This window comes from Bacillus sp. GS3m_15504 (genome assembly GCF_055825275.1).
The window spans coordinates 1,864,285-1,888,476 of the sequence record NZ_JBVVNL010000001.1; the positions used below are offsets into that span (position 1 = coordinate 1,864,285).

19 protein-coding genes and 3 other annotated features are annotated in these 24,192 nt (G+C 34.7%); of the genes, 16 read left to right on the forward strand and 3 right to left on the reverse strand.

Annotation, left to right across the window (positions count from 1 at the left end):
* Nucleotides 1–9: 9 nt before the first annotated feature.
* On the reverse strand, nucleotides 10–456 hold the full coding sequence (locus AC0L0O_RS09720; RefSeq protein ID WP_038356908.1) for a hypothetical protein: 447 nt from the start codon (nucleotides 454–456) through the stop codon (nucleotides 10–12).
* 168 nt (nucleotides 457–624) lie between these two features.
* On the opposite strand from AC0L0O_RS09720, the gene AC0L0O_RS09725 reads away from it, so the two are divergent.
* The 3 genes from AC0L0O_RS09725 (at nucleotide 625) to entB (ending at nucleotide 4,066) form a co-directional block, all read left to right on the forward strand.
* On the forward strand, nucleotides 625–1,203 hold the full coding sequence (locus tag AC0L0O_RS09725; RefSeq protein ID WP_428889123.1) for a sigma-70 family RNA polymerase sigma factor: 579 nt from the start codon (nucleotides 625–627) through the stop codon (nucleotides 1,201–1,203).
* Complete coding sequence (locus AC0L0O_RS09730) at nucleotides 1,193–2,191, forward strand: hypothetical protein (protein WP_428889122.1); 999 nt, start codon at nucleotides 1,193–1,195, stop codon at nucleotides 2,189–2,191. The genes AC0L0O_RS09725 and AC0L0O_RS09730 overlap by 11 nt, the downstream gene beginning before the upstream one ends.
* 336 nt (nucleotides 2,192–2,527) lie before the next feature.
* On the forward strand, nucleotides 2,528–4,066 hold the full coding sequence (gene entB, locus AC0L0O_RS09735) for a cell wall-binding protein EntB (RefSeq protein WP_473785741.1): 1,539 nt from the start codon (nucleotides 2,528–2,530) through the stop codon (nucleotides 4,064–4,066).
* Nucleotides 4,067–4,117: 51 nt separating this feature from the next.
* Here entB and AC0L0O_RS09740 read toward each other — a convergent pair whose 3' ends face one another.
* Nucleotides 4,118–4,633, reverse strand: coding sequence for a kinase (locus tag AC0L0O_RS09740; protein ID WP_000070095.1), 516 nt, complete (start codon nucleotides 4,631–4,633; stop codon nucleotides 4,118–4,120).
* 101 nt (nucleotides 4,634–4,734) lie between these two features.
* On the opposite strand from AC0L0O_RS09740, the gene AC0L0O_RS09745 reads away from it, so the two are divergent.
* Genes AC0L0O_RS09745 through AC0L0O_RS09755 form a run of 3 tightly spaced genes read left to right on the forward strand, consistent with a single transcriptional unit; the run spans nucleotide 4,735 to nucleotide 6,134 of the window.
* Entirely contained in the window at nucleotides 4,735–5,040 is a 306-nt protein-coding gene (locus tag AC0L0O_RS09745; RefSeq protein WP_017560100.1) for a YfzA family protein, read from the forward strand.
* Nucleotides 5,041–5,053: 13 nt separating this feature from the next.
* Nucleotides 5,054–5,587 carry a GNAT family N-acetyltransferase gene (locus AC0L0O_RS09750; protein ID WP_000898756.1) on the forward strand — a complete coding sequence of 178 codons (534 nt, stop codon included), beginning with the start codon at nucleotides 5,054–5,056 and terminating at the stop codon, nucleotides 5,585–5,587.
* A 16-nt stretch (nucleotides 5,588–5,603) separates the two neighbouring features.
* Nucleotides 5,604–6,134: a cysteine hydrolase family protein gene (locus tag AC0L0O_RS09755; RefSeq protein WP_000709765.1), complete on the forward strand. Its 531-nt coding sequence runs from the start codon at nucleotides 5,604–5,606 to the stop codon at nucleotides 6,132–6,134.
* Between the two features lie 169 nt (nucleotides 6,135–6,303).
* Here the strand turns inward: AC0L0O_RS09755 and AC0L0O_RS09760 are convergent, their stop codons facing one another.
* Nucleotides 6,304–6,741, reverse strand: coding sequence for a YndM family protein (locus AC0L0O_RS09760; protein WP_000997708.1), 438 nt, complete (start codon nucleotides 6,739–6,741; stop codon nucleotides 6,304–6,306).
* Between the two features lie 150 nt (nucleotides 6,742–6,891).
* Between AC0L0O_RS09760 and AC0L0O_RS09765 the strand changes: the two genes are divergently transcribed.
* The 10 genes from AC0L0O_RS09765 (at nucleotide 6,892) to AC0L0O_RS09810 (ending at nucleotide 24,124) form a co-directional block, all read left to right on the forward strand.
* Nucleotides 6,892–10,404 carry a DUF4020 domain-containing protein gene (locus tag AC0L0O_RS09765; RefSeq protein WP_473785742.1) on the forward strand — a complete coding sequence of 1,171 codons (3,513 nt, stop codon included), beginning with the start codon at nucleotides 6,892–6,894 and terminating at the stop codon, nucleotides 10,402–10,404.
* Nucleotides 10,405–10,512: 108 nt separating this feature from the next.
* Nucleotides 10,513–10,749 (forward strand) — a binding site (T-box leader).
* A gap of 54 nt (nucleotides 10,750–10,803) precedes the next feature.
* Nucleotides 10,804–11,040, forward strand: a binding site (T-box leader).
* 195 nt (nucleotides 11,041–11,235) lie between these two features.
* Nucleotides 11,236–12,312: a bifunctional 3-deoxy-7-phosphoheptulonate synthase/chorismate mutase gene (locus AC0L0O_RS09770; protein ID WP_001273582.1), complete on the forward strand. Its 1,077-nt coding sequence runs from the start codon at nucleotides 11,236–11,238 to the stop codon at nucleotides 12,310–12,312.
* Between the two features lie 9 nt (nucleotides 12,313–12,321).
* Nucleotides 12,322–12,543 (forward strand) — a binding site (T-box leader).
* Between the two features lie 53 nt (nucleotides 12,544–12,596).
* The gene (aroC, locus tag AC0L0O_RS09775; RefSeq protein WP_001269434.1) at nucleotides 12,597–13,769 is read left to right on the forward strand and encodes a chorismate synthase; all 1,173 of its coding nucleotides are present in this window, start codon (nucleotides 12,597–12,599) and stop codon (nucleotides 13,767–13,769) included.
* 18 nt (nucleotides 13,770–13,787) lie between these two features.
* Nucleotides 13,788–14,888, forward strand: coding sequence for a histidinol-phosphate transaminase (gene hisC / locus AC0L0O_RS09780; protein ID WP_001197259.1), 1,101 nt, complete (start codon nucleotides 13,788–13,790; stop codon nucleotides 14,886–14,888).
* A complete protein-coding gene (gene tyrA / locus AC0L0O_RS09785; protein ID WP_001228119.1) occupies nucleotides 14,881–15,981 on the forward strand; it encodes a prephenate dehydrogenase in 1,101 nt (366 codons plus the stop codon). Before hisC ends, tyrA begins: the two co-directional genes overlap by 8 nt.
* 16 nt (nucleotides 15,982–15,997) lie before the next feature.
* Complete coding sequence (aroA, locus tag AC0L0O_RS09790) at nucleotides 15,998–17,287, forward strand: 3-phosphoshikimate 1-carboxyvinyltransferase (RefSeq protein ID WP_000664621.1); 1,290 nt, start codon at nucleotides 15,998–16,000, stop codon at nucleotides 17,285–17,287.
* 287 nt (nucleotides 17,288–17,574) lie between these two features.
* A complete protein-coding gene (locus AC0L0O_RS09795) occupies nucleotides 17,575–18,732 on the forward strand; it encodes a GNAT family N-acetyltransferase (protein ID WP_131369292.1) in 1,158 nt (385 codons plus the stop codon).
* Between the two features lie 269 nt (nucleotides 18,733–19,001).
* On the forward strand, nucleotides 19,002–19,568 hold the full coding sequence (locus AC0L0O_RS09800) for a TetR family transcriptional regulator (protein WP_001107293.1): 567 nt from the start codon (nucleotides 19,002–19,004) through the stop codon (nucleotides 19,566–19,568).
* A gap of 253 nt (nucleotides 19,569–19,821) precedes the next feature.
* The gene (locus tag AC0L0O_RS09805; protein ID WP_473785743.1) at nucleotides 19,822–22,938 is read left to right on the forward strand and encodes an MMPL family transporter; all 3,117 of its coding nucleotides are present in this window, start codon (nucleotides 19,822–19,824) and stop codon (nucleotides 22,936–22,938) included.
* A 337-nt stretch (nucleotides 22,939–23,275) separates the two neighbouring features.
* Nucleotides 23,276–24,124 (forward strand): hypothetical protein, encoded by an 849-nt coding sequence (locus AC0L0O_RS09810; RefSeq protein ID WP_473785744.1) that lies wholly within the window; start codon nucleotides 23,276–23,278, stop codon nucleotides 24,122–24,124.
* The last annotated feature ends 68 nt before the right edge of the window (nucleotides 24,125–24,192 follow it).

Consider the following 24,192-nt stretch of genomic DNA (forward strand, 5'->3'; position numbering starts at 1 on the left):
GAAGACAGTTTATTTATCGATAAACTTATCGGGAGTCCAAGTGGCGATTTCATTCCCAGGTGCAGCAACTACAAGCCATTGCTCACATTGCATACCAGCTTGCCAACATTCATAATGATCATGAAAACCATTTACAAAAATAATTTTTCCACTCTCTAATGTAATAATTAAATGAGGGCTTTCTAAGCCGAGTTGTATATCGGTAACTTTTTGTCTTCTTATCTCAAATATTCTCTCATATTCTTCTTCCTCAGAATAATCTTCAAAGTCATCTTCATTTAATAGGTATCTTTTTGTAGATTTATTAAATAAAAACCATTTTGATTCGATATTGATATATAATTGTCCGTCATAATCAACGGAGTCGTGAAAGTTTGTGAAATGAATCTTTATAGTGCCTGAAGAAATACCAAATTGTAATCCATCAACTTGTGATCCGATAAAGAGATTTTTCAATACTTTTTCAGCATAAATTTTTATCTTCTTTATTCATTCTTGAAATCCTCCTTTGTATAAAAATATACTTTATATTTTTATTGTAATAAATAAATTTTCATGTAAAATGAACCTTTTGTGAAAAACGAGCGAATATAGTGTGAAAGATCATGAGAGGGGAACGAAACTTTGGATGAAGTACAATTAAAAGAATGGCTATATAAAATGGAGTCTGGGGACCAAGAAGCCTTTCAGATTATCTATGAATATACATGTAAAGATATTTATAGAACAGTAGTATTTTTAGTAGGAAGTCAAAACCAAGATGTAGACGATATAGTTAATGAGGTGTACATCAAAATGTGGAAGTCCGTAACCAACTATGATATGAATCGTTCATTTCGTTTTTGGTTACATGGACTAGTTGTCAAGCAAGTACAGGATTGGCGTCGTAAATCGTGGCGACGATTTCGAATCTTTGAAAAGAAGAAAATGTATGAACAAGATCGGTCTTACATAATGGATGAAGCTATTTTACATAAAGAAACACGAAGTGAACTAGTAGAAGTTGTACAAAATTTATCTTATAAACATCGTGAAGTAGTTATTATGCGTTACTTCCATGAATATAGCTTGGATGAAATTGCTGCACTTCTTCAAATCCCTATTGGTACAGTGAAATCTCGACTACACACAGCACTAAAACGATTAAGAATGGAAATGGAACAAATGCCAAACGAAAGGCAGGAAGAAGTAAATGGATTTTGAAAGGTATGTAACGAATGAACTAAAAAGAAAAGCAGAGAGTCTAGATCCGTCTCCAAGTTTAGATAATAAAGTGCAAAACTCTTTTTATAAATACCAACAGTTGAAAATGAAAAAGAAGGCTTCTATGAAGAAAAAGTTATTACTTGGATTTGTTGCTGCAGCTATTTTAATCCCGACTGGTACTTTTGCAGGTACAACAATAATGGATAAAATTGTAGGGACACCAGAAAAAGCAAGACAAGATACGGGAATGACTGAGGATGGTTATAATTTAGTAATGGAACGTATAGAAATTGCTAAAAGTATATTTACAGAAGAAGACTTTGAAAAGTATGTAGCTTTATTACAGGAAACGTATCATTTTTATAAGAAAGTAAGTGTCGTAGAGAGTGGTGAGAGACAATATACAGCTACAAACCGTCTAAATGATGATGAAGAAAAGAGAGATAGAGAAGTAATGGAACAATTAAATACATATGAAGAAAGAATAAATCAACATTTTACCTATACATTTGAACAAGCTGAAAAAATAACTGGATTTCCAATCAAGCATCCAACATATATTCCGGTTGGACATCAATTAGTATTTGAAGAAATAAAAGCCGAAGCGACATTAGACAAACCTATGCCGTTGATTACGATGAGATATGAAAATTGCAATGTAAAAAAAGAGCCACATACTTCAGATGTAGAATTAGGTTTTACCATTCATCAATTAGAAATCGTTGAGGGAGAATATAAAGATTATTTTCTTGATAGACCATTTGATAAACCATCTGAAAGAGGACATAATTTTACTGGAGATATAAAAAAATATAAATTAAATGGCTATGACGTTACATTCGGTGAATATAAAGAATCGAATGTACGAGCTATGAAAATAGTGGTACCTGGAAAAGAAGGGGAAAATGCATATCAAATCTATATAAATGGTAGTATGCTTTCTAAAAAAGAGCTTGAGAAAGTGTTACTTTCGATGGTTGAATAGTTATATTATGTAAACTTTTTTTGCAAAACATCCATTTTAAAAAATGGATGTTTTGCATTTAGATAGATTAGGTGGAGTGTATAGTTTTCTATATGTTTTAGTAATTGTAAGAAAACTATTAAGTATGAAGAAGAGGATAGAACGTTTATAGGAGATATGAGAAGTTATAATATATAGAATTAAAAATAAGAATTTGATAGTATTGGAGTAAGGAGTTTTAATAACAGTATATTAAGTCGTATTAATATGTTGTTGCAAATGTTTTGGTATAATATTAAATTTTATTATTTTTACGAAAGCATTTGATAGAATTCAAAAAATATAATGGAGGTTAATATGAAAAAAGTAATTGGCGCAGCAACAGCAACTGTTTTCGGATTGGGAGCATTTACTACAACTGCTACTGCAGAAACGATCGTAACAGCAGATGTACTCAACGTACGTGAAAAACCGACTACGGAATCAAAAGTGGTCGAAAAAGTAAAAAACGGGGAAGAGTTAAAAGTCATCAATACCGAAGATGGCTGGTCAAAAATTGAGTTAAATGGTAAAGAAGTATTTGTAAGCTCGGAGTTTACTAAAGATATTTACCATGTAACAGCAGATTTGTTAAATGTACGTTCTGAATCAAACACAGAATCAAAAATTCTTGGCAGACTGAAAAAAGATGATGTAATTGAATCAACGAAGCAAGTAAAAGACGGATGGCTACAATTTGAGTATAAGGGAAAAACAGCTTATGTAAATGTTTCTTTCTTATCAAGTAAAGCACCAATTGAAAAAAAGGCTGACGAGAAAACGAAGCAAGTAGCGAAAGTACAAAAATCGGTTAAAGCTAAGGAAGAAGCTAAAACACAGAAGATAACAAAGGCAAAAGAAACAATAAAACCTAAGGAAGAAGTGAAAGTCCAAGAAGTAGTAAAACCTAAGGAAGAAGTGAAAGTCCAAGAAGTAGTAAAACCTAAGGAAGAAGTGAAAGTCCAAGAAGTAGTAAAGCCTAAGGAAGAAGTGAAAGTCCAAGAAGTAGTAAAGCCTAAGGAAGAAGTGAAAGTCCAAGAAGTAGTAAAACCTAAGGAAGAAGTGAAAGTCCAAGAAGTAGTAAAACCTAAGGAAGAAGTGAAAGTCCAAGAAGTAGCCAAAGCTAAGGAAGAAGTGAAAGTCCAAGAAGTAGCCAAAGCTAAGGAAGAAGCAAAAGTGCAAGAGATAGCCAAAGCTAAGGAAGAAGCGAAAGCACAGGAAATCGCAAAGGCTAAGGAAGAAGCAAAAGCACAAGAAATCGCAAAGGCTAAGGAAGAAGCAAAGGCACAAGAGATAGCCAAAGCTAAGGAAGAAGCAAAGGCACAAGAGATAGCCAAAGCTAAGGAAGAAGCAAAGGCACAAGAGATAGCGAAGGCTAAGGAAGAAGCAACAGCGCAAGAAATAGCCAAAGCTAAGGAAGAAGCAACAGCGCAAGAAATAGCCAAAGCTAAGGAAGAAGCAACAGCGCAAGAAATAGCCAAAGCTAAAGAAGAGGCAAAAGCACGAGAAGCACTAAAGGCAAAAGAAGAGTCTAAAAATAACGCGCAGTCTGCTAAACGTGAATTAACGGTGGTGGCGACAGCATATACTGCTGATCCGAGTGAGAATGGTACATATGGTGGACGCGTTTTAACTGCGATGGGGCATGATTTAACGGCTAATCCGAATATGAGAATTATCGCAGTAGATCCGAAAGTAATCCCATTAGGATCTAAAGTATGGGTAGAAGGTTATGGAGAAGCAATAGCTGGAGATACCGGAAGTGCAATTAAAGGTAATTGCATTGATGTATTAATGGGTTCAAAAAGTAAAGCGATGAATTGGGGAAGACAAACTGTTAAAGTGAAGATTTTATAATAAATCTAGAATATAACATAATGAAAATAAGACTGACATATTCTGTCGGTCTTATTTTCGTACCATAACATCATTAAGAATCGCATCAAATATATCTTTTTGCGTTAAGTTATCTGTAAAAATAGTTTCTCTAGTAACTTCAATTGTATCGTGCGGATTATACCATTTTTGTAGGGAATCCTCACCAAATTCATGACGCTTTTCCCTTGTGTTATGTCGTCGAATCGTTTCTTTTAACGATAAATCAAAGTAATATGTATACGCGTTTCCTTCAAAAAGATGTATTAATTCTTTCAGCATATCACCGTATCTACGACTGTTTAAAATACCTTCTAAAATAACAAACTCACATTTCCCTTTTCCGTACTTTGTAATTTCAAATAGTAAATCGTGTGATAAATTACCGATCGTGTCGTGTACTCTAAGCATATCTCTACGTACAACATCCTGTGATACTAAAAGTGTGCCTTGTCCGAAATGTTCTTGTAGTTGCTTTGCAATTGTTGTTTTACCACTTGCGGAGTTTCCTCTAAGGATGATTAATGTTGATTTTATAGGATTAGACATAATGTATTCCCCCAACGCGAATGATTATATAGAAAATTTTAACAAATGAAACGTAGAAAGTGTATAATTAATATGATGTAAATAAAAAAGGTGGGGGCGAAATGGAAGCGAAATTAAATAAGGCGCAGCCAATTTTGAAACGAACATGGTTTCGCTATCTTGGGGTATTTATAATGGTACAATTGTTGTTTATTATTTGTGAAGTAACTGCATGGGCACCAAACTTTAGACCTGGCGGAGAATTTTTTAATAGAGTATTAAATTCTCAATTTTTCACAGAATGGTTCACGCCATATAAAATTCCTCATTTTAATGTGTTTACAGCATTTTTTGCCATTACATTGTTACCATACGCACTAATAGGTGCAATGAAAGATTTCACTACAAGAAAAAATATAAAGAATTAAAAAGAGGTACTATATGCTATTTCAAAAAGATAATGTATCGGTTAGGTATGTAGTAGAAGAGGATGCACCAATCATTTCAAAATGGTTAACAGACCCAGAAGTACTGCAGTATTACGAAGGACGAGATGATCCGCAATCAGTAGAAATGGTACTGAATCATTTTATACATAATCCAAATAGCCCTGAAAAAAGGTGCTTAATAGAGTTTGATGATGTGCCAATTGGTTATATTCAAATGTATCCAGTTGATTCGGAGTGGAAAACATTATATGGCTATGAAGAATCGCAAAATGTATGGGGGATGGATCAATTTATTGGAGAACCGACTTATTGGGGAAAAGGAATTGGAACAAAATTTGTTAAGGCTGCAATTACATACATTTTCAGTGAAATGGGAGCAGAAGCAATCGTAATGGACCCGAAAGTAAATAATGAACGTGCAATAAAGTGTTATGAAAAATGCGGATTTAAAAAAGTGAAGATTTTAAAGGAACATGAACTACATGAAGGGGTATTAGAAGATTGTTGGATGATGGAATATAAATAAAAGGGAGCTGCGCGATATGAAAAAAGCATTATTAGTAATTGATGTGCAAGCAGGTATGTATACAGCAGGAATGCCAGTACATAATGGGGAAAAGTTTTTAGAGACATTACAAGAGCTTATTGGGGAATGCCGTTCAAATGATATTCCGGTAATTTATGTGCAACATAACGGACCGAAAGACCATCCGTTAGAAAAAGGTACAGACGGGTGGAAGATCCATGCGGCAATCGCTCCACTAGAAGGGGAGTGTGTGGTTGAAAAAACGACTCCAGATTCATTCCACAAGACGAACCTAAAAGAAGTATTGCAAGACAAGGGAATCGATCATGTTATCATTTCAGGAATGCAGACGCAGTACTGTGTGGATACGACAACGCGCAGAGCATGTAGTGAAGGATATAAAATAACGTTAGTGAGTGATGCACATAGTACATTTGATACAGAAGTATTACGTGCTGAAGACATTGTGAAGCATCATAACGTAGTGTTTGGAGCGTTTGCTGATGTTGTTACGTTAAAAGATTTGAAAGTGACTGCCTCTAAATAAGAGGCAGTTTTTTATTTAGAAGAAATGGCGTCAAATAATGTCGGTAAGTCGATATCTTTTGTCGAAACGTCGATACATTGAAAAATCGTCAATATAATTTCACGTATCATAATAAAAACACAAAAAAAGAGCACCACAAAATTAAAAAGGGCGCTCCTGCATCAAAATATTACTTCTTTTTATCTTTATCCAATATATTTTGCTCTTCAGCAAACTCCGTACCATATGCAAAGCGGCGATTAATATGAATATTATCGTTGTGGTGCCTTGTGCGGGAGCTAGAGAAGCGATGAACGATTACTTCTGATAATGTAAAGACAATCGCGGAAAGGATGCTTCCCCATGCAATTTGCATATAGTTGTCTAATAAAATATTACCGAAAATCCATACGCTTAAATATGTTAGTAAAAAATCCGACATAATGGCACCAGTATTGCCAATTCGATTTAAAATAATTTTATCAACGAACATATAAGATACGATTGTAACGAAGAGACTGAACGAAATAATTTGGACGAACGTTGCTGGGAAAAATAAAGCGAGTCCGATACTAAATGCGATAATGCACGATATAAACTTGATAAGCACTACTGTGAAATCATTCAAAATTTACACCTCCGTTTTATCCATAGTTTTGCAATAAATATAGGAGTTCATACATTGTAACGGATATATTTACATAAAACTTTTTCATGCTCATGTTTTGTCTAAATATTAAAAAAACAAAGAAAAAATGTTATAGTAAAATGAGAGTATATGACATTTTTAGGTAAGGGGGAATCCTCGGTGTGGATTACTTCAGAAGTAGAAATTCCAGACGAGTTAATTGATCATCTTGAAAAAGGAAAGTTAGTACTATTTGTTGGAGCGGGAGTTTCTATGAAAGGGAAATCAAACTTACCGAATTTTGATGATTTAGTTGATGAAATTGCAAAGACGTTATATGTCGAAAAACGTGAAATAACAGAACCGCATGATTATTATCTTGGTAAAATTGCGAAAACAAAAGATGTACATCAAGTTGCAAGAGATTTAGTGCATATTGAAAAGTCAAAGCCGAATCCGCTTCATTATGCGATTCCGAGGTTGTTTCCTTTAGATACAGAAGTCCGTATTGTAACAACAAATTTTGATCGACATTTTACAACTGCAATGAAAGAAATGAATAGAGAATTAAACGTATATTATGCCCCTGCGTTACCTACAGGTAGAGCGTTTAAAGGACTCGCTTACATACATGGCAATATAGAACAAGAAAAAGAAGCGTTAATTTTAACAGATGGTGATTTTGGAAGGGCTTACTTGACAGAAGGATGGGCAAGAAGATTTTTAGTTGATTTATTCTCGAATTATACCGTTTTATTCGTTGGATATAGCCATAATGACCCAGTAATGAAATATTTAGCAACTGGTTTACCACCAAGTACAAGACGTTATGCATTTGTCGCACAAGGGGAAAATACGTACCACTGGGAGCATTTAGGAATACGGCCGATTGTATATCCGAATAAAGGTAATAATCATCAATCTCTCGTTAAAGCAGTAAAACGATGGGCGGAGTTAATGGGAGATAATTATATTACAAAACGAATGCGAATTCGTGACATAGTAACAGTTCCGCCGTCAGTAGAGCAGGAACAATTATCATACATAAAACAATCCATAAAAAAAATTGAAACAGTCCGCTACTTTGTTGAATTTGCTCACGATTATGAATGGGTGGAATGGCTTGAAGCGGAAGGGAAATTACAAAATTTATTTTTAATTACATCAAACTATAACGAGGTAGATGAATTACTGGCAAAATGGTTAGTGGAACAATTTCTTTTTAGTCATCAAAAAGAATTATTTCAATTAATTTTTAAAAATCATTCTAAACTATCTCCATTATTATGGAGAACAATTTGTAGCTACTTAAACGAAACGAAAATGAAAATGGACCCTTTGTTGTTCGCAAGGTGGACACTGCTTTTATTAGAAACAGCTGAAAAAGATAGTAAATCGATCGCAACAATTTCTTACTTGCTGCAAAAATGTTCTTTTCCTGAGCATAAAGAAATTGCTTTATTGTTACTAACGTTTATTTTGGACGGCAAACTTAAGTTGAAGCGTGAAAGAAAATGGGGAAATGATACCGGGGAATCAATAGAACTTGAGGAATCGAGTCGGTTACCCGTGTCGACATTTTCTTTTGTGGAGCAAATTTGGAATGAAAAGATGAAACCGCATATTTCCTATTATGCCGTTCCAATTATGATGATGGGAATAGAGAAGATGCGGATGTTATCACTAAGGCAAGCGGCACTGAAAAAAAGGGATAAGGAAAATGTTGAGAAAGAGTTTCAACAAAATGATTTAGCGTTTTTAATTCAAATTGTAAAAGAGTGTTTAGCCTATTTCTGTGAAAACAATGAGAAAAAAGCAAATTATTATATTACAGAAATGATAGAAGCAAACAGCGTACTTCAAAATCGAATTGCAATTGATGCAATGAATAAAAATGTATTTGTTAGCGCCGATGAGAAAATGAAATGGTTGTTACAGGAAGGAATTCTTTTAGACGTCACGTATAAACACGAAGTTTTTCAACTTATAAAGAATCATTTCGCACTCTCTTTAGAAAAAACAAAGGAAGAAGTCATTCGAATTGTATTAAAGGACCTTGCGGAGGGAAGAGCATTTGATGTTTGTTTCGTGTTAGATTTATTATTCACTTGTGATTCGAATAGTCCATCTACGGCAAAAGGTTATGAGTTAATGAAGCAAAAACATCCTCATTTTCATTCTGAGCGATACAGTGTACAAAAGAAAGAGGCGGCAGAACAAAGTATTACTTGTAATGTAACTGCCGATGGATTATTGCAGCTGAAAGATGAAGAAATTATGAAACAAGTTCAGCAATTTTCTCAAGATGGTGTTTTTGAACAACGTCATTTTTTAGAGATGTTATCGAAAGCATGTAAATTAAATACAGAATGGAGTATTTCATTTGCATATCAATTAGTTGGAATGCACGAAATAAGTAATGAAGTATGGTTTGTTTGTATTAGAGAGTGGCGAAATAACCGAGGAATGACAAATGAACAAATACAAAAAGTTATTCCTCTATTACAGAAATTTGTTAGAAATACAGCTTTTCATTGGTTAATTAGTAGCTTTCTATATGAAATTAGTAATCGATTAGAAGAGTTAGAGGAAAATAGTATACGCAATGTAAAGCGATTTGCTTTTTCGGTATTCCCTCAGGTCATGAAAAGTGACACGGATTTTAAGCTGGCAAAACAAGATTTTTACAATGAATCGATTCAGCATCCTGTTGGGAAAATGACAGCAGTATTATTAAAACTGTTATCATATGATCATTTATACGATCGTAATGTGTATGAATATTTATTTTTGTTTGAAGAACAAGTAAGAATTAGTACAGAACGGACAAATTTTATGATAGCTCGTTTAGTAGCAGACATTACATTTCTTTATCATATTGAGAAGCAATGGTGCCGAAAATATTTGTTACCGTACTTAGAGTTAAAGAAGGAAAATGAGATTACGAAATATGCATGGGCCGGCTTATGTTACACACAAATCAATTTACCCTTATTTACAGAAATGAAGCGATTTATTAAGTACGCGGTAGAACATTTGGAAGTATTACATCCGCATACGAGGGAAGCTTTCTTAAAATGGCTCAGTTTTGTATTTATTAAATGTGTACTGTATTGGGAGCAAAAAACAGATTGGTTATACCCTTTACTTATACGAGAAAATGAAGAAAATAAAATTAAATTTATGCAGTTCTTATGCTATTACGTCAAAACGTTAAGTGCAAAAGAACAACAAAAATTTTGGGCAGCTTGGCTCAGTATATTTTTGCGAGAGCGACCGAAAATGGGGGGAATCACAGCTAGAGAATATGTAATGCTTTTACGTATTATATTATTTATGGATGAAATAGTAGAAAGAGGCTTATTGATAATTTGTAAATCATTTTCGGACGTGGGTGGAAAAGGGAATCAAACGGAGTTAAAACAGTTATTTCATGAAATACTTGAGAAGACAGAGAGTATAAAGATGTATAAAGAGTTGTATGCAAACGTATTTTTCACTTTACTGCAAACGCTTCAGGAAGCTAATTTACTTAAAACTGAAATCATTCAAATAAAAGAATTATTAATTGGATATAGAGTAGAAAAATGTGTAATAAATGCAATAGATAATGAGATAATTCGCATCGGAATTGTTCTGGAGAATTTACAAGAAGAAATGTAGGGCAAAAATGTAATTTGAAAAAATATATAAAAAGTTGTTGACAGTGTTTTGAAAAGCGTTCTATAATACGAATCATACTTATTCAATTTTAAAAAACATTTGAATAAACAAAGTGCAATGAAGAGATCACAGTAGTGGTTAGTCTTACTGTAACAGAGAGCTGGTGGTTGGTGTGAACCAGTACAGGGATAATCATGAATTACAGTCTTGGAGCATCTTTTTCGTAGTAAAGATAGTATTGTCTTTATGAAGAAAAAGCGGTCAATTGATCGTTAACAGTGAAGAGAGGTAGACAGAAATTTAGTCTACAACTAGGGTGGTACCGCGATAAATATCGTCCCTACTGATTTATTCAGTAGGGACTTTTTGTATTTTAGTGGCCCAACTTGAAAATTAAATATGCATGCGTTGAAAGGAAAAGCAGTAGTTGTTGTTTCCCTGTAACAGAGAGCTGGTGGTCGGTGTGAACCAGTACAAAAACAAGAGCGAATTACAGTCCTAGAGCATCTTTTTCGTAGTAAAGATAGTATTTATCTTTATGAAGGGAAAGACGGTCAGATGATCGTTAACAATGAAGAGAGGTAGACGAAAGAAGTCTACAACTAGGGTGGTACCGCGATAAATATCGTCCCTACTGATTGCATCAGTAGGGATTTTTTGTACAAAAAAAGTGGGTTTTTAACTAGTAGAGAGTGTCTTTGTACGAATTATTAGTTTAAAATAAGAAGAGGTATCGATTCCACTTTAAATTTGTATAATTGACCAGTTCAGAAAATAGAGAATTTTTCATTCTCTTACTATACTTTTAAAACATTAGAGGAGGATTTCCAAATGGCAAATCATGAATTAGATCAATTACGTAAACAGGTAGATGAAATTAACTTACAACTATTACACCTTTTAAACAAACGCGGTGAAATCGTTCAAAAAATTGGGGAACAAAAGCAAGTACAAGGTACAAAACGTTTTGATCCAGTACGTGAGCGTGAAGTGCTTGATATGATTGCAGAGAATAACGAAGGACCATTCGAAACATCAACAGTTCAACATATTTTCAAAACAATCTTCAAAGCTAGCTTAGAATTACAAGAAGATGATAACCGTAAAGCATTACTAGTATCACGTAAAAAGAAACAAGAAAACACAATCGTTGATGTAAAAGGTGAATTGATTGGTAACGGCACACAAACGTTCATCATGGGACCTTGCGCGGTAGAAAGCTTAGAGCAAGTTCGCCAAGTAGGGCAAGCGATGAAAGACCAAGGCTTAAAATTAATGCGCGGTGGTGCTTTCAAACCGAGAACATCTCCATACGATTTCCAAGGTTTAGGAGTAGAAGGGCTACAAATTTTACGTCAAGTAGCAGATGAGTTCGACTTAGCGATCATTAGTGAGATTTTAAATCCAAACGATGTTGAAATGGCATTAGACTACGTTGATGTAATTCAAGTTGGTGCACGTAACATGCAAAACTTCGATTTACTACGAGCTGTAGGTAAAGTTAACAAGCCAGTATTATTAAAACGTGGATTAGCAGCAACAATTGATGAGTTCATTAATGCAGCGGAATACATCATTGCACAAGGTAATGACCAAATTATTCTATGTGAGCGCGGTATTCGCACATACGAAAGAGCAACACGTAACACATTAGACATTTCAGCAGTACCGATCTTAAAGAAAGAAACACATTTACCAGTTGTTGTTGACGTAACGCATTCAACTGGACGTAGAGATTTATTATTACCAACAGCGAAAGCGGCTCTTGCAATTGGTGCAGATGCAGTAATGGCTGAAGTACATCCAGACCCAGCAGTTGCATTATCAGATTCTGCACAACAAATGGATATTCCGGAATTCCATAGATTCATGGAAGAGTTAAAAGGTTTCAAAAATAAATTATCTTAATTCCATATTATATATGCGCTGAAGAGGAAACAGTAGTGCTTATCTCACTGTTAAAGAGAGCTGATGGTAGGTGTGAATCAGTACAAAGATAAGCATGAATTACAGCCTTGGAGCATCTTTTCCGCCAACTTTTGGAGGGAAAGACGGTCAAATGATCGTTAAAGAAGAAGAGAGGTAGACAGGTATTTAGTCTACAACTAGGGTGGTACCGCGATAAATATCGTCCCTACTGAGCGCTCAGTAGGGACTTTTTTGTACAAAAAAATAGTAAAGGGGCAAGAGAAATGAGATACATTACAGCTGGAGAATCACATGGACCGCAGTTAACAGTTATTTTAGAAGGTGTACCAGCAGGTTTAACGCTGACGGCGGAACATATTAATAAAGAATTATTAAGAAGACAAAAAGGGCACGGACGCGGAAGACGTATGCAAATTGAAACAGATACAGTTGAAATTGTAAGTGGTGTTCGTCATGGGATGACACTTGGCTCACCCATTACGTTAATCGTAAAAAATGATGATTTCAAACATTGGACGAAAGTAATGGGTGCAGAGCCAATTTCGGAAAAAGAAAGTAAAGAAATGAAACGTACAATTACGAAACCACGTCCAGGACATGCGGATTTAAACGGGGCAATTAAATACGGTCACCGTGATATAAGAAACGTACTAGAGCGCTCATCTGCAAGAGAAACGACAGTTCGTGTAGCTGCTGGTGCAGTTGCGAAACAAATTTTAAAAGAATTAGGCGTGGAAATAGCAGGGCATGTACTTGAAATTGGTGGAGTAAAAGCAAAACATATTTCAAACTTGTCAATTGAAGAAATTCAAACAATTACTGAAAATTCACCAGTTCGATGTTTAGATAAAACAGTAGAACAAGAGATGATGGATGCGATTGATAACGCAAAAAGTAGTGGAGATTCAATCGGTGGTATAGTTGAAGTCATTGCAGAAGGTATGCCAATTGGCGTCGGTAGTTACGTTCATTACGATCGTAAATTAGATGCAAAACTTGCTGGTGCGATTATGAGTATTAATGCATTTAAAGGTGCTGAAATTGGCGTTGGTTTTGAAGCGGCAAGACAGCCAGGAAGTAAAGTGCATGATGAAATTTTATGGGATGAAGAACACGGATACACGAGAAAAACGAATAATGCCGGCGGTTTAGAAGGCGGTATGACAACGGGAATGCCAATTGTCGTAAGAGGCGTAATGAAACCAATACCTACATTATACAAACCGTTAGCAAGTGTTGATATTGATACGAAAGAAGCATTCCAAGCGAGTATTGAAAGATCTGATAGCTGTGCAGTACCAGCAGCAGGTGTAGTAGCTGAATCTGTTGTAGCATGGGAACTTGCACATGCACTAGTCGAACAATTCGGAAAAGATCGTATGGAGTTAATTCAACAAAACATTACGCAACATAATAAATACGCAAAAGAATTTTAATAAAAAGGTGGTTTTAACATGCAAGTAAAAGATCAACTATCATCATTACAACCATATAAACCAGGTAAATCACCTGAACAAATGAAAGAAGTGTACGGAGATCATTCGTTTGTTAAATTAGCATCGAATGAAAATCCATTCGGCTGTTCGCCACGTGTTTTAGATGAGTTGCAAAAATCGTGGGTGGACCATGCTTTATACCCTGACGGAGGTGCTACAACGCTCCGTCAAACAATTGCAAATAAGTTACATGTGAAAATGGAACAAGTACTTTGCGGTAGTGGTTTAGATGAAGTCATTCAAATGATAAGCAGAGCAGTACTTAAAGCAGGAGATAACATCGTAACGGCTGGGGCAACATTCCCGCAGTATCGTCATCATGCAATTATAGAAGGTTGCGAAGTGAAGGAAGTTGCGTTAAATAACGGTGTATACGACTTAGACGAAATTTCTTCAGTAGTAGATAACGATACAAAAATTGTATGGATTTGTAACCCGAACAATCCAACAGGCACATATGTGAATGACCGAAAATTGACTCAATTCATTGAAGGTATTAGTGAAAATACGTTAATTGTCATTGATGAAGCGTACTATGAATACGTAACAGCAAAAGATTTCCCAGAGACATTACCGCTTTTAGAAAAACATAAAAATATTCTTGTGCTTAGAACATTTTCTAAAGCGTACGGATTAGCTTCTTTCCGCGTTGGATATGCGGTTGGACATGAAGAATTAATCGAAAAATTAAATGTCGTTCGTTTGCCATTTAACGTATCTTCATTAGCGCAAAAAGCAGCGACGATTGCTTTTGGTGATGACGAGTTTATTGAAGAAATAGTTCGTGTGAATACAGAAGGTTTACGACAATACGAAAGTTTCTGTAAGGAAAATGAAATTCCATTTTATCAGTCACAAACAAATTTCATCTTCTTGCCAGTAGAAAATGGTGGAGAGATTTATGAAGCTTGCGCACACGCAGGGTTTATTATTCGTCCGTTCCCGAATGGTGTCCGCATCACAGTCGGAACAAGGGAGCAAAATGAAGGAGTGATTTCAGTGTTACAACAACACTTTGAAAATAAAAAAAGAAAGTCTCGAGATGAGGCAAATGCGTAAAAAGGTAGTTTTAATTGGAACGGGCTTAATCGGAGGTTCTCTCGCATTAGCAATTAAGAAGGACCACGATGTAACGATAACAGGTTATGATATATTTCAAGAACAAGTAGAGCGCGCAAAAGAATTACACGTAGTAGATGAAATAGCAGTTGATTTACAGCATGCATGTGAAGAGGCACATTTAATTGTTTTTGCTTCTCCAGTTGAAGAAACGAAAAAGCTATTACACAAACTTGCGTCATTCCATTTACGAGAAGATGTTATAGTGACTGATGTTGGTAGTACAAAAGGGTCTATTATGAACGAAGCGGAAGCTTTATTTTCAAAGGAAATTTCTTTCATTGGTGGACATCCAATGGCAGGTTCTCATAAAACGGGAGTTGAAAGTGCAAAAGCGCATTTATTTGAAAATGCATTTTACATTTTAACACCGATGCATCATGTGCCAAATGAACATGTGGAAGAGTTAAAAGATTGGTTAAAAGGAACAGGGTCACATTTCCTTGTTTTAAATACAGAAGAACATGATTATGTAACAGGGATCGTTAGTCATTTCCCGCACCTTATCGCAGCAGGTTTAGTGAAGCAAGTAGAGAAACATGCAGGAGATAATCCACTCATTCATCAGCTAGCTGCTGGAGGTTTTAAAGATATTACACGTATTGCATCTAGTAGTCCGAAAATGTGGAGTGATATTGTTAAGCAAAATCGTGAGCATTTAATGGTATTATTAAAAGAGTGGATCTCTGAAATGGAAGATTTATATGATACAGTTTCTAGCGGAGATGCAGGCGAGATTCAAAACTATTTTGCAGACGCGAAAGAATACCGAGACTCTTTACCAGTACGAAAGAGAGGAGCAATTCCTGCCTATCACGACTTATACGTCGATGTTTTAGATAAAGTAGGGGCACTGGCTCACATTACGAGTATTTTAGCGCGCGAAGAAATTAGTATTACGAACTTGCAAATATTAGAAGCGCGTGAAGGGTTGCTTGGGGTATTACGTATTAGCTTCCAGCGAGAAGAAGATCGTATGAAAGCAAAGCTAGCGCTTGGAGAAGAAAAATACCAAACTTATGAAACAATTTAAATGAGAAGGTGAAAACGTGAAGGAAAGAACAATACAACCTGTTAATAACGGATTAAATGGCAACATTACAATTCCAGGAGATAAATCGATTTCTCACCGCGCTGTCATGTTCGGCGCAATTGCAGAAGGAACAACAACAATTAAAGGATTCTTGCCTGGTGCAGACTGTTTAAGTACGATTTCTTGTTTTAAAGAAATGGGAGTAGACATTGTGCAAAACGGTGATGAAGTCACTGTAGTTGGTAAAGGATTAGAAGGTTTACAAGAACCGAAAGCTGTATTAGATGTTGGTAATTCTGGTACAACTATACGTTTAATGTCAGGAATTTTGGCAAATACACCATTTTTCTCTTGCGTACAAGGTGATGCGTCTATTGCAAAAAGACCGATGAAACGTGTAACAAATCCATTAAAACAAATGGGTGCAAACATTGATGGCCGCGAAGAAGGAACGTTTACACCGCTAACAATACGTGGTGGAGATTTAAAAGCAATTGAATACACTTCCCCGGTAGCAAGCGCACAAGTGAAATCAGCTATTTTACTTGCAGGACTTCGTGCAGAAGGTGTAACAGCTGTTACAGAACCACATATTTCTCGCGATCATACGGAAAGAATGCTTGAAGCATTTGGCGTCAAAGTAACTCGCGAAGGGAAAACAGTGAAACTAGCAGGTGGACAAAAGTTAACAGCGACAGACGTTCAAGTGCCCGGTGACGTATCATCAGCTGCATTTTTCTTAGTAGCGGGCGCGATTATTCCAAATAGTAAACTAGTATTAGAAAATGTAGGGATGAATCCAACTCGTACAGGTATTATTGATGTTTTAGAGAAGATGGGTGCTACGTTCACTGTAGAGCCAATTAACGAAGGAGCATCAGAACCAGCTGCAAATATTACAATTGAAACATCTTCATTAAAAGGAATCGAAATCGGTGGAGATATTATCCCTAGATTAATCGATGAAATTCCTGTAATTGCATTAGCGGCAACGCAAGCGGAAGGAATTACAGTTATTAAAGATGCACACGAATTAAAAGTAAAAGAAACAAACCGTATTGATACAGTTGTTGCAGAGTTAACGAAACTAGGAGCTCGTATAGAAGCAACCGATGACGGAATGATCATTTACGGAAAATCAGCTCTAAAAGGTAATACAGTTAATAGTTACGGTGATCACCGCATCGGAATGATGCTTGCGATTGCTGGATGTATCGCAGAAGGAAAAACAATAATTGAAGATGCAGAAGCAGTAGGCGTATCATATCCTACGTTCTTCGAAGAACTTCAAAAGTTGGCTAAATAAAGTGAAACTTTAATCAGTGGGGGTCCTTCATCCCCCACTGATTATCAGCCCTCACCAATCGGACTTTTACGGGCAGTTGATCCCCTACCTAACTTCTTTGCTTTCGCTGAATTTTGAGGTGGGGGTCTTACTGCCCGTTAAAGCGGGATAAAGTAATGAGAAGCAGATACAAGATGTATCTGCTTTTTTATATTGAATTCGTGTCGTTAAGTCCATATAATTTCATTCGCCGCACTTTAATATTTCGAATTATGGTACAATTCGAATAAGGAATGGAGGAGAAATATATGAACGTTATACGATTAAAGGAAGATAAATTTAGAGAAGCATTACGTTTATCAGAATACGCTTTTCAATATAAAGTTGATGAAGATCGATTGCAGCAACAAATTACAAAAATGAAAGAAAGTCATGAAGTATACGGTATTATGGAAGGGGAGAACTTAGCGGCAAAACTACACCTTATTCCATTCCATATATACATAGGCAAAGAAAAATTTAAAATGGGTGGCGTTGCAGGGGTAGCAACATATCCAGAGTATAGAAGAAGCGGTTATGTGAAAGAATTGCTTCAACATTCACTTCAAACGATGAAAAAAGACGGATATACAGTATCGATGCTACATCCATTTGCCGTTTCATTTTACCGTAAATACGGCTGGGAACTTTGTGCGAATCTTCTCGTATGTCATATGACAAAGAGTGATTTAGTTATGAAAAAACAAGTGAATGGTACTGTGAAACGTTTCAATAAAGAAAGTCACCCGGAAGAGGTCGAGAAGCTTTATGAAACATTTGCAGAACGTTTTTCTGGTATGCTAGTTCGCAATGAAAAATGGTGGTTACAAGCAGTTTATGATGATTTAACATTAGCAATTTATTACGATGAAAATCAAACTGCAGCTGGCTATATGTTATATAAAATAGAAAACTATAAAATGACTGTAGAAGAATTCGTACCACTGCATAATGAAGCACGAAATGGTCTATGGAACTTTATTTGCCAGCATGATTCTATGATTAAAGATCTTGAAATGACAGTAAGTGAAAATGAACCGTTGTTATATACATTGCAAGAGCCACGTGTGAAGACAGAAATAAAACCATATTTTATGGGAAGAATTGTAGATGTAGAGCAATTCTTAAAACAATATGAGTTAAACTGGAACAATGTACAGCAAGAAGTGATCTTACATATTACAGATTCATTTGCTCAGTGGAATAACATAACAGTGAGAATAGCAAATCATGAAATAACAATTATAGAAGAACCAATAGATAAAGGAATCAAACTAGATATAAATGCACTATCTACAATATTGTTTGGATACAGACGCCCATTAGAACTAAATGAACTTGAATTAATTAGCGGAAGCGAAGAGGAAATACGAGCGTTTGAGAATGTAGTACCAGTGCGTAAGCCGTTTATTTATGATTTCTTTTAATCTGCATATTTGAAATCGGGCTATTCTAAAATTTCATTTGGAATAGCTTCTTCAAATGTTGTCAGTTTTTGTCGGTAAGTCGATATATTTTGAAAATCGCTGATATAATTAGAGATGCGCCGATATATCCTGAAAATCGCTGATATAAATTTTTTCACAAAACAAGGGATTAAAAACGCAATGATACTTGTCACACACTTGACTTTTAACCGATGTAATTTATAATTAAAAACGGAATGAATTTTCATTCCTGAAATTGAGGTGAAAAAATGGCTAAAAATAAACAAGAAGACATTTTTGATGCGGCAATACAACTTTTTGCAGAACGAGGTTATGATGGTACAACAATTCCGATGATTGCTGAAAAAGCAAAAGTAGGTGCTGGTACCATTTATCGTTATTTTGAAAATAAAGAAGCACTTGTTAATTCTTTATTTACGAAAAGTGTTTTACAGCTATCAGAGTTAATAAAAACCGACTTTCCAGTCAACGCAAATATTCGTGAACAGTTTAGCCATACATACAACCGTTTATTTGAATTTGCAAGACAAAATGCAGATGCTTTTCTTTTTACGAATTCTCACTGTGATAGTTATTTTCTCGATGAACATAGTAATGAAATATTCGAGGATTTTATGGGTTTCTTTATGGACTTGATTGAGGATGGAATCGAAAAAGGTTTTCTCCGTCCATTACCACCAATTGCGTTAATTATCATTGTATATCAACCGATTGAAAAATTAATTAAAGTAATGGAAACAGGCCAATTAGAATATACAGAAGAATTGGTAAAAGAACTGGAAGAAAGCTGTTGGAATGCTATTAGAATCATTTGATTCTATAGCGTTATAAGGACAGGAATGAACATTCATTCCGATGAGGGTGTGAAAAAGAAAAGTAGGAGATGATCAATCTGTACAATTAAAGGAATGAATATTCATTCCAAAATCCATAGTTTAATAGAGCTAAAAAGTAAATTAATAGAACGAGAGGAATGAACGTTCATTCCGAAAAGGTGTTTTCAAAATAATAGGAATGAATATTCATTCCGTAACTAATATAAAATTTTAATCGCGGGAGATGATCCAAATGAGCAAGCTGAAAAATTGGAGAAGTTTATCTTTTCTATTATGGATAGTTATTACTATTACAATGATCGTAACGATGCCTAATATGGATAAATTAGTGAAAGAAAAAGGGCACATTACGATTCCTAATACAGAACAAAGTAGTATTGCTGACAAAATGATAAAAGAAATGAATAAAGACGGGACAGAAAAGTATGACATTATAGCAGTTTTTAATAGTGGTAGTAAAACAGCTTTAACGACTGAACAAAAAGAGGAAATAACAAAAACAATCAACGCTTTGCAAAATGAAAAAGAACAATTAGGAATTAAAGAAGTTGTTTCACATTTAGATAATAAAGACTTAGAGAAACAATTAGTTTCTAAAGATAATACGACTATTTTAACGCAAATATCGATAGATAAAAAACAAGGTGAAATATCGAAAGTTTCAAATAATCTTCATAATAAAGTGAAAACGAAAGGGGTAAAAACGTACTTAACAGGAAGTGACTTAATCGCGGGTGATTTTCTTACATCTTCTCAAGAGGGAGTGAAAAAGACTGAAGTTATTTCAATCATTTTCATTCTAGTTATATTAATCATTGTATTTCGTTCACCGATTGTTCCCATTGTTTCTCTTCTTACTGTTGGGGTATCATATTTAGTTTCAATGGGGATTATTGCTCATCTTGTAGATCAATTTGATTTTCCGTTTTCTAACTTTACACAAGTGTTTGTAGTTGTTGTCCTGTTTGGAGTTGGAACAGACTATAACATTTTATTATTTACGAGATTTAAAGAAGAATTAAGTAAACAAGAAAACGCATTTTTGGCTACGAAAGAAACATTTAAATCGGCAGGGAAAACTGTTTTATATAGCGGGATAGCAGTACTAATTGGTTTTGCATCTCTTGCTTTAGCGAGCTTTAAATTATATCAATCTACTTCAGCGGTAGCAATTGGTGTCGCAGTATTATTACTCGTATTAACTACGTTAAATCCATTTTTCATGGTGCTTCTAGGAAAAGGGATGTTTTATCCAGTTAAAACATTTAAAGGTCATGAAGATAGTCGCCTATGGGGATTCTTTGCGAAAAATTCAGTTGCAAGACCGTTTGTCGCTTTAATTATTGTATTCGTGATATCGATTCCTTTCGTATTAAAGTATTCTAATACACTTAATTACAACGATTTATTTGAAGTAGACAATAAATATGAGTCGAAAATGGGGATTAGCGTAATAGAAGAACATTTTCCACCTGGTTTTTCTTCACCAAGTACGTTAGTCATTCAATCGAATAATAAGTTAGATGAGGCGAGTTCGCTTCAAACTTTAGATGAACTAACTGAAAAGATTTTGAAAGTGAAAGGTGTTTCAGAAGTATATGCACCGACACGTCCAACTGGTGAAAGAATTAAAGAACTGTATATAAATAAACAAGCGGGTGAACTAAATACAGGTTTAGGAGATGCCAATGGTGGTATAAAAGAAATTAATGATGGATTAACTACTGCGAAAGATAAAATGGGTAGTAAGGATTCAAATAGTCTTGCAAACGTTCAAAAGTTAATTGATGGAACAAATGAAGCGAAAAATGGTGTGTCGGCATTAGGAACAGCTTTAAATCAACTATCAAATGGCATAAATGACGGAGCAAAAGGTGCGCAGCAAATTGAGAGTGGGTTAACTTCAGTAAATGAAAATATAAGTGTATTATCTAATGCAACTTCACAACTTCATGCTGGCTATACACAGTTAGAGAAAGGTTTAAGTTCTTACGATCAATACTTCGGAAGTATTTCTCAAGCGATTGACGGTGCGAAGAAAGGTTATGAACAAATTGAAATGTTAATGACCAATTTCATTCAAACGAAACCAGAATTAGCAAATGATCCTAACATTCTGCAGACGATAGGAATTGCTAAAGAGGCTCAAAAGCAATTAGGTGGGCTGTCAAATGAATTAAATCAATTAGCAACGCAGCATAATGTGGCGATGGGATCATTTAAAGAAGCGAATCAATCGTTATTGAAAGTGGATAACGGCTTAAAAGAAATGAGCAATGGAGTTACTAAGTTACAAAAAGGAGCAGCTGATCTTAAAAATGGATTAAATGAAGGTGCTTCAGGTTCAAAACAAATTGCGAACAAGTCATCTGAGTTACAAACCGGATTAACGAAAATAAACGATGGGCAAGGACAGGTATTAACAGGACTGAAAGACTTGCAAGAACAGATGGGACAATTACAATCAGGACTATCTAAAAGTACAGAAGGCCTTGAAAAGGTAAGTAATGGCTTAGGGGATGCTCAGAAATATTTAGGAGAACTAAATGAATCAAAAAGCTCTGAGAAATTTTATATTCCAAAAGAAGTTTTGGAGGGAGAAGATTTCCAAAAAGCTTTGAATACGTACATGTCACATGATAGAAAGACTGCTAAAATGACAATCATTTTAGACGTAAATCCGTATTCAAAAGAAGCGATGCCAATTATTCAAGAAATCAATAAAACGATAGATGGTACTTTGAAGGGGACAGAATTAAATAATGCAAAAAAAGCAATTGGAGGAACAACAGCTAGAAACGTTGATTTAAAAGAAGTAACAGGGCAAGACTTCTTACGTACAGCTACAATTATGTTAATTGGAATTGCGATTGTATTAATTGTGATTACACGCTCATTATTAAACACAATCTTTATTATTGGATCTTTAATATTAGCTTGTTTTGCATCACTTGGTATAAGTGAACAAATTAGTACACACTTACTAAACGTAGATTCACTAAGCTGGAATGTTCCATTCTTTAGCTTCATAATGATTGTCGCTTTAGGAGTGGATTATAGTATTTTTGTAATGATGAGATACAATGAGTTAGAAGGGGACCCAGCGACGAAAATTGTAACTGCTTCTCGTCATATTGGAGGAGTTGTATTATCAGCGGCACTTATTTTAGGTGGTACATTTGCTGCATTAATCCCTTCAGGTGTATTAACGCTTATACAAGTAGCATCCGTAGTTGGCGTTGCGTTGTTCCTATTAGCTATCATTGTGATGCCAATATTGTTACCTGCTTTAATAGGTTTAACGAGTAAAATGAAGGATTATGCAAAGAAATTAAGTGTAAGAAAATAAAAGAAGCCTTTTTTAAAAGTAACTGGTTCAGTTATAGGAGATAAATTATAAAATAACATACAAATTAGGAATGCTAAATCACATATGATTTAGCATCCTTTTTTTATATAGTTCACTCAAATAATGGTGTACTATCTTTTTTAAAAGGTAAATGGAAAATTTATGTTAAAATAATGATGGAAATTATGAAAAAATGTTCTTAAACGAACGGTCAGGTTACTTTAAGAAGGGTTTTTCAAAGGAAATGTTGAATATTGTATTTTGAAGGAGTGATTGCAGTGGAGTAAGTAATTTTTTTAATCTTGGTTAAATATTTTGAAGGAAGGGATTTATAACTATGAATACAAAACTAATAATAGTAGAAGGTTTACCTGGATTTGGAAAATCGACCACTGCACAGCTAATAAATGAAATTTTAAGCCAAAATAAAATTGAAGTTGAACTATTTTTAGAGGGAAATTTGAACCACCCAGCCGACTATGATGGTGTATCTTGTTTTAATAAATTTGAGTTCGATAGATTAGTATCTAACAGTGGAGATTTTAAAGAAGTGCTTCTTAAAAGAGTTCTAAAAAAAGGAAGCAATTATTTATTACCATACAGAAAGATAAAAAATGAGTTTGGTGACCAGTTTTCGGACGAATTATTTAACGATATTTCAAGAAACGATATATATGAATTATCATTCGATAAAAATGTTGAATTAATTGCTGACAAATGGCAGGACTTTGCTGAAATTGCTCTAGAAGATGATAAGGTTTATATTTTTGAATGTTGTTTCATACAAAATCCATTAACGATTGGGATGATTAAATACGGTGAACAAAAAGAAAAAATAATAAATTATGTAATGAAAGTTGCAAAAATCATAGAGAATCTAAATCCAATGTTATTCTATGTAGAACAAGATGATCTTGAATTTTCATTTAGGAAGGCATTAAAAGAAAGAAATCCAGAATGGTCCACAGGAATTGTCGATTATTACACGAATCAGGGCTATGGGAAAGAACATAACCATTCAGGAGTAGAAGGAGCGATAAAAGTTCTTGAAGCTAGAAGGAATTTAGAGTTAGAAATATTCGATATGTTAAAAATGAAAAAAGAAAAAATCAATAATACAAAATATGAAATTGGCTCATATAGATCAATGTTAAAAGATAAGTTAACAATACAAATGGTGAAATAGCTTTTTACACTAACTGGTGCTTTAGTTGGAGAAAGAAATAAAAACGCTCAGAATATTTTCTGAGCGTT

Coding starts and splice junctions, on each gene's coding strand:
- AC0L0O_RS09730 (WP_428889122.1), top strand. CDS start 1,193: ATGGATTTTGAAAGGTATGTAACGAATGAACTAAAAAGAAAAGCAGAG.
- entB (WP_473785741.1), top strand. CDS start 2,528: ATGAAAAAAGTAATTGGCGCAGCAACAGCAACTGTTTTCGGATTGGGA.
- AC0L0O_RS09740 (WP_000070095.1), bottom strand. CDS start 4,633: ATGTCTAATCCTATAAAATCAACATTAATCATCCTTAGAGGAAACTCC.
- AC0L0O_RS09745 (WP_017560100.1), top strand. CDS start 4,735: ATGGAAGCGAAATTAAATAAGGCGCAGCCAATTTTGAAACGAACATGG.
- AC0L0O_RS09750 (WP_000898756.1), top strand. CDS start 5,054: ATGCTATTTCAAAAAGATAATGTATCGGTTAGGTATGTAGTAGAAGAG.
- AC0L0O_RS09755 (WP_000709765.1), top strand. CDS start 5,604: ATGAAAAAAGCATTATTAGTAATTGATGTGCAAGCAGGTATGTATACA.
- AC0L0O_RS09765 (WP_473785742.1), top strand. CDS start 6,892: ATGACATTTTTAGGTAAGGGGGAATCCTCGGTGTGGATTACTTCAGAA.
- AC0L0O_RS09770 (WP_001273582.1), top strand. CDS start 11,236: ATGGCAAATCATGAATTAGATCAATTACGTAAACAGGTAGATGAAATT.
- aroC (WP_001269434.1), top strand. CDS start 12,597: ATGAGATACATTACAGCTGGAGAATCACATGGACCGCAGTTAACAGTT.
- hisC (WP_001197259.1), top strand. CDS start 13,788: ATGCAAGTAAAAGATCAACTATCATCATTACAACCATATAAACCAGGT.
- tyrA (WP_001228119.1), top strand. CDS start 14,881: ATGCGTAAAAAGGTAGTTTTAATTGGAACGGGCTTAATCGGAGGTTCT.
- AC0L0O_RS09795 (WP_131369292.1), top strand. CDS start 17,575: ATGAACGTTATACGATTAAAGGAAGATAAATTTAGAGAAGCATTACGT.
- AC0L0O_RS09800 (WP_001107293.1), top strand. CDS start 19,002: ATGGCTAAAAATAAACAAGAAGACATTTTTGATGCGGCAATACAACTT.
- AC0L0O_RS09805 (WP_473785743.1), top strand. CDS start 19,822: ATGAGCAAGCTGAAAAATTGGAGAAGTTTATCTTTTCTATTATGGATA.
- AC0L0O_RS09810 (WP_473785744.1), top strand. CDS start 23,276: ATGAATACAAAACTAATAATAGTAGAAGGTTTACCTGGATTTGGAAAA.